This window comes from Nitrosomonas sp. Nm34 (assembly GCF_900113925.1).
Lineage (GTDB): Bacteria > Pseudomonadota > Gammaproteobacteria > Burkholderiales > Nitrosomonadaceae > Nitrosomonas.
Genome location: NZ_FORD01000104.1, coordinates 1 through 5,061 on the forward strand (window position 1 = coordinate 1; position 5,061 = coordinate 5,061).

The following is a 5,061-nucleotide window of genomic DNA, read 5'->3' on the forward strand; positions in this document are numbered from 1 at the left end:
CTCACCAACCCTGGAAAATAACCCCGCTGATACCTCAACACGTCATTCAGGGAATAGTGCTTAAATGTCCGATAACCGGATAGATGAAACCCCACCATAATGGTCATGATTTCGCTTAGACACAGCGCTCCTTGCCGCCGACGCTGTTTCAGCGATGACTCTAATAAGTGCTGCTCCCATCGTGGTTCAAACTCTTTACAAAATTCGTCACTCTCACAAAAAATCGTTGTAGCACCCATTCAAATCTCACTCCTCTCATGATGAAATTTTTTCTAGAACCACTTCATCATAAGGAATTCAGATTCCTTTTATAGCTTTTATTATGTCGAACTCACGTTAATTAGAAAGGTTTAAGTAACATTACTTGAAGACCATGATGATGATGGCGAGATTACACCTAGCATAGGCGCCCTCGTAGTGGCAACGCCAGTAACGAGGGTAGTAACCGCAATAATGACAGAAACAGATATATCAGCATGAGCGACGGATGGGTAAAGTACAGCCAATAGCAATTGAAAGAAATGGGCCATTATTATAATAAATAAAAAAAGAATAACTTCAAACACCAGTAGCCATACTGCTTGAATTTATTGCTCGAATTAGTTCATTTAAACCTCTCTATAATATTTAATGGTTTTGGTTATGCACACTCAAAATCAGTGTTACAGCTTAGCAAATGGCTTGGGACTAGACGCCACTCATCTTTAAATTATTGAAATTTTTGTTGTTTAGATAACTCTTAGTCGATAATCATATTAATAATATGATTTCGGTACGCAATTGCTATTTCTCCCGATTCCTCAGCAAGCAGTTGTGTACCGGTTTCTCATCATGGCCTTTTCACGATGCATAATTGTTTTGTTTCTTTTACTCCCTTGTGCACCGTTTTTTTGGTGCATTGTGCACACCCCCAATCAGCGTTACAGCATAACGTTTGGCTTGAGGCGAGGAGAAGCTTATAAATAAATCATTGAAACTTTTATCGTTTTTGCAGCTCTTATTGTTAACTCTTTGCTGAAAGGGTTACGGTACACAGCTATAAATTTATAGCCTCTTGTCGTTATAGTTGTGTACCAGACTTTCATAGTTACGATCTTTTGATGTGGTGCCATGTGAATATCTCCCCTCTTCACTTTGTGCACCCATTTTTTAATTTTTGTGAAAATATGTTGCGTTTGCAAATGAAAACAATTATCATTTGCGCATCCATTGTTAAAAAAGAGCATGGGTATAAACCTGCAACCCTCCTCTCTCCTTGTTATACAGGTGTGTATCGGCTCCTCAATGGATATTTTCCTCCCATGGTGCACATTGTTTCTCTCTTATCTTTTCTTTGTGCACCATTCTTCTAGTTAAGAAATAGTTCATAACGTTTTCATTATTTGTTCACTACAAGCTTTTACATGTACCTTAGTACAATGGAATAAAGCATGCATAAAGCTGGATAATTTACTTGTAGCGCTTGAGCTACTGATTTTGTTTCGTGAAGTACATATTTACGAAGCTGAGTCATTTAATTTGTACCCATTGTTGAAGTATTTTGACGGTGCATAATTGCAGACATTGCTGGGAGGATTTTGTGATTTTGCACCGTCATTTTTTGAAATTGTTACAGAGTACTCTTTCATATATCTCGAAATTGGGCGCTTGGTACAAAAAAGTAAAAAGGAACGAGAGCAGAGAGATGACAATAAGCAATTCATAAGAAAAAATTTCATAAAGCGATCCTTATTTATTAACCACAAGTTTTAAGGGTTATTGAATTCGTCACCGAACCTATACTAGTCAGGAGTAGAAGCTGGTTTAACTCGACGATGTGAACCTTAGTAGGGAATGTAGTGACATTGCACGGTTCGGTTATAATCAAGACCATATTCACGTAGAATTTTGGTGTGTCGGCAAACGGCTCCGTTTGACATGATGGTACGTAAATCTTCAACTGCCAACCAAGCGGCAGCCGTCACACGGTAGCGAGTAGGTATAGAATCTAGTATGTCGGGTTCATCGCTGCGATCAACACGGCGGAAAATCTCGGTTTCTGATGCGAAGATTTGCTGAATCTTTTCATCTGATAGAGCTTTCCTCTTGCAGAATCCTTCACTTTATAGAATGTAGAATCTCACATTCATGGATGCAATCGAATTGAAAATTTCTTGACATTCTGCATTAATCCACACTCATTTTTATAAAGGATCTTGTATTATTTAAAAGTATAAAAATAATCAATATAATAGCAAGTTATTGATAATAAATAATATTATTATATGTTTAAAATTTAGTCGATCTAGAAAAGATTGTTACAAATAATCATCTTAATAACAGTATTTACAACTTACCCACATAGTTATCCACAGAAATTGTGATAAATAATAAGATGGCTTAAATATATTTAAAAGAAAATGCATAAACCACAAGCATTTATATACTTGGTACGGTCAGATATGCGGAAAATGAAGTGGGTATAATATCGGATTTTAGCTCTTACCAACACATACTCCGGCCCAATTTTACGGAAGAAGGAATTGCCCATATTTATCAGCTATTCACGGAATATCCTTCCGGGGTGGTAAAGAGAAAATTGCATGTTGTCTATCTGAAAGCGCTGGAATTGCCTCATCAAGAAATTGTCCGCATCGCATGAGTCAGCGGAGATAGCGTGACACGCTATTTGAGGGCGTATATCGAAGGTGGGGTGACGGCTCTTTGCTTATTCCGACGTCATTGCCCCGGAAGTGCATTGCTGCCCTATTCGGAAGTACTCAAAACACGTTTCCAGGCCCATCCTCCGCATATTGTTGCTGAGGTAGCCTATGAGATTGAAAAGCTCACCGGAATTCAATTAGCTTTAAGCGCCTGCCGCGAATTCATGCATAAACGTCTCGGCATGAGATACCGAAAAATGGCGCTGATCCCCTCTAAAGCCGCCCCGGATAAGCAGAGTGAATTTTTACACAACAAGCTTGAGTCCTTACTGGAAGAGGAAAAGCAAGGCAGGCGCCGGGTCTTCTTTGTCGATGCCGCACACTTTGTGATGGACGCTTTCCTGGGCATGCTGTGGTGTTTCGAGCGGCTGTTCCTAAAAACAGTCTCGGGTCGCAACCGTTACAACGTATCAGGTGCATACAAAGATTCCGAATTGATTGCGATTACTAATGAGGCCTGTATCAATTCTGACACGCCAGTGGAATTGCTGACTACCATCAGCAGGCTATATGCCGATACGGCAATCACTTTGATTCTGGACAACGCGCGTTATCAGCGATGCGATAAAGTGATCAATAAAGCCTTGGAATCAGGGATTGACCTGCATTCCTGCCACCTTATTCACCTAACTTGAATCTGATCGAACGCTTGTGGAAATTTACCACAAAGCAATGCCTTTACAATCGATATTACGAATCATTTTGTCAATTCAAAGCGGCTATTGACGACTGCCTCAGCAAGGTCAGTTCTACTTTTAGCGAGCAGATAAAAACGCTTCTAAAGCCAAATTTTCAACTGTTTCCAAAATCCGCAAATGTGACCGCGTGAAGTATATCTGTTGGGTCTGTCGGAGAATTCAAATAAACTGCTAGAAACAAAGAATCCAGTAAAGTGAAGCAAGAAAAGCACAAAATTAGTAGAAGCTCTACCTCAAAGAAGCTTTTTTTACCCTCAATCTGCCTAATTTAGCATATTGAGGGCGGATTTATCCTGTGTATGACACAACGTAATTCGATCAATACCTAGTACCATAAGCTGCTTGAGATTAAATACCAGCGCACGAACACCCACCTGAAACTGCACTTTCACCAATCCGCGATAGCGAACTTTTTTATTGCGATGCGCAAACACCCGTTCATAAGGTGCACGAATGGCTGATAGCCAACGATCTTTATTGCGGTTCTTCTCTTTCATGTTGTTTTTTTGATAGTCGCAGTCATGGCAACCTTTTCGCTTGAGTGTGGTTTTGACAGGATTCAAACCATATCCTTTGTCAGCGTAGACGGCGCCACCATTGGGACAGACATGCCGAAAACTCTGTGCATCAGTCACTTCGGCAGAAGTCGCTGCAACCTTATTGATTAAACCACTTTGCATATCGAACGAGACATGTTCTTTGTAACCAAACTAATATTTATTCTTACCCTTATAACCAAAGCGCGCATGCTTGTCTGCCGCAACTTTTCCGGCAGTTTTATTATTAAACTGTTTCAACCCTTGTTTGATTGCCCGATCCCGATCCTCCCAGGTGGTTAATTTACTGATCAACTGACTCGCATCAACAAAAGTAAATATTTCCCGTATCAGCCCCATTTCACGCAAACTTTTTCGTACTTGTGAAAAAATATCCATCAATCTTTCGGTACCCAGGCGCTTGCGAAAATCTCCAAAGTAACTGTGATCTGGTGCCTTTTCTCCTAAATGCATATCACAAAACCATTTACAAGCAAGATTTTCCTGAAGATAATTCTCCATCTCGCGATCACGGAGAATCTTCCATAAATTGAATGATCATCGCTCGTAAACCAAATTCAAATCCTTTCTCCTTACGACCTTTTGATGAATAGAGCCCTTGATAAGCCAGACTTAGCTCAGCAAAGGGTAATAGCTGATCCAGTTTGCGACAAGGATGTTCCAAGGGCACCAGTGTATCCAGCGTAACAAATAAATGACCTTGCTCTCTTCTCTTCATCAAAAAATCCCCCGGTTTTAACTTCCCACATTATCGCTTAATTTCTGGGCAATTTCCCGACAGTCCCCTGTTCTATATTCTTTTAACTTATCAATTAAACTAATCTATACAGCCTTTTATTCTCCCCGCGTTATACTCCAAAGAAATGAATGCAATAATCGTATGGACTGCTGTTAGTTTAAGGAATATATTTTTAAGGGTCTTAGGAAGTTAAAGCGGGTTTAGACGTAATAATTTAAGAATTTGAAGATAGAGATTATCATGTCGATGATTAAAACGAAATTCAGTTTCTTTCAAGTGAAGATAAAAAGTATGCTCAGGCACGCCATTGAATTTTGCCAAACGTCTTTTTGCGAAACTCCAGAAAGATTCGATACCGTTAATAT

5 protein-coding genes and 2 pseudogenes are annotated in these 5,061 nt (G+C 39.7%); 2 read left to right on the top strand and 5 right to left on the bottom strand.

The window, feature by feature from the left end; translation table 11 throughout:
• Window positions 1-239: pseudogene (locus BM283_RS17140) on the bottom strand (IS982 family transposase); the annotation flags it as partial.
• A gap of 2,417 nt (window positions 240-2,656) precedes the next feature.
• On the opposite strand from BM283_RS17140, the gene BM283_RS17155 reads away from it, so the two are divergent.
• Both BM283_RS17155 and BM283_RS20745 read left to right on the top strand, forming a co-directional pair.
• Entirely contained in the window at window positions 2,657-3,337 is a 681-nt protein-coding gene (locus tag BM283_RS17155; RefSeq protein WP_090695305.1) for a hypothetical protein, read from the top strand.
• Window positions 3,338-3,351: 14 nt separating this feature from the next.
• Window positions 3,352-3,531: a hypothetical protein gene (locus tag BM283_RS20745; RefSeq protein WP_368086456.1), complete on the top strand. Its 180-nt coding sequence runs from the start codon at window positions 3,352-3,354 to the stop codon at window positions 3,529-3,531.
• A gap of 132 nt (window positions 3,532-3,663) precedes the next feature.
• Here the strand turns inward: BM283_RS20745 and BM283_RS20250 are convergent, their stop codons facing one another.
• The 4 genes and pseudogenes from BM283_RS20250 to BM283_RS17170 form a co-directional block, all read right to left on the bottom strand.
• Window positions 3,664-4,080, bottom strand: coding sequence for a transposase (locus tag BM283_RS20250; RefSeq protein WP_254776428.1), 417 nt, complete (start codon window positions 4,078-4,080; stop codon window positions 3,664-3,666).
• Window positions 4,081-4,110: 30 nt separating this feature from the next.
• Window positions 4,111-4,458 (bottom strand): transposase, encoded by a 348-nt coding sequence (locus tag BM283_RS20255; RefSeq protein ID WP_254776429.1) that lies wholly within the window; start codon window positions 4,456-4,458, stop codon window positions 4,111-4,113.
• A 7-nt stretch (window positions 4,459-4,465) separates the two neighbouring features.
• Window positions 4,466-4,675, bottom strand: coding sequence for a transposase (locus BM283_RS20260; protein WP_254776430.1), 210 nt, complete (start codon window positions 4,673-4,675; stop codon window positions 4,466-4,468).
• A 210-nt stretch (window positions 4,676-4,885) separates the two neighbouring features.
• Window positions 4,886-5,061, bottom strand: a pseudogene (locus BM283_RS17170) (IS1595 family transposase); the annotation flags it as partial.

Coding starts and splice junctions, on each gene's coding strand:
- BM283_RS20250 (WP_254776428.1), bottom strand. CDS start 4,080: ATGCAAAGTGGTTTAATCAATAAGGTTGCAGCGACTTCTGCCGAAGTG.
- BM283_RS20255 (WP_254776429.1), bottom strand. CDS start 4,458: ATGGAGAATTATCTTCAGGAAAATCTTGCTTGTAAATGGTTTTGTGAT.
- BM283_RS20260 (WP_254776430.1), bottom strand. CDS start 4,675: ATGAAGAGAAGAGAGCAAGGTCATTTATTTGTTACGCTGGATACACTG.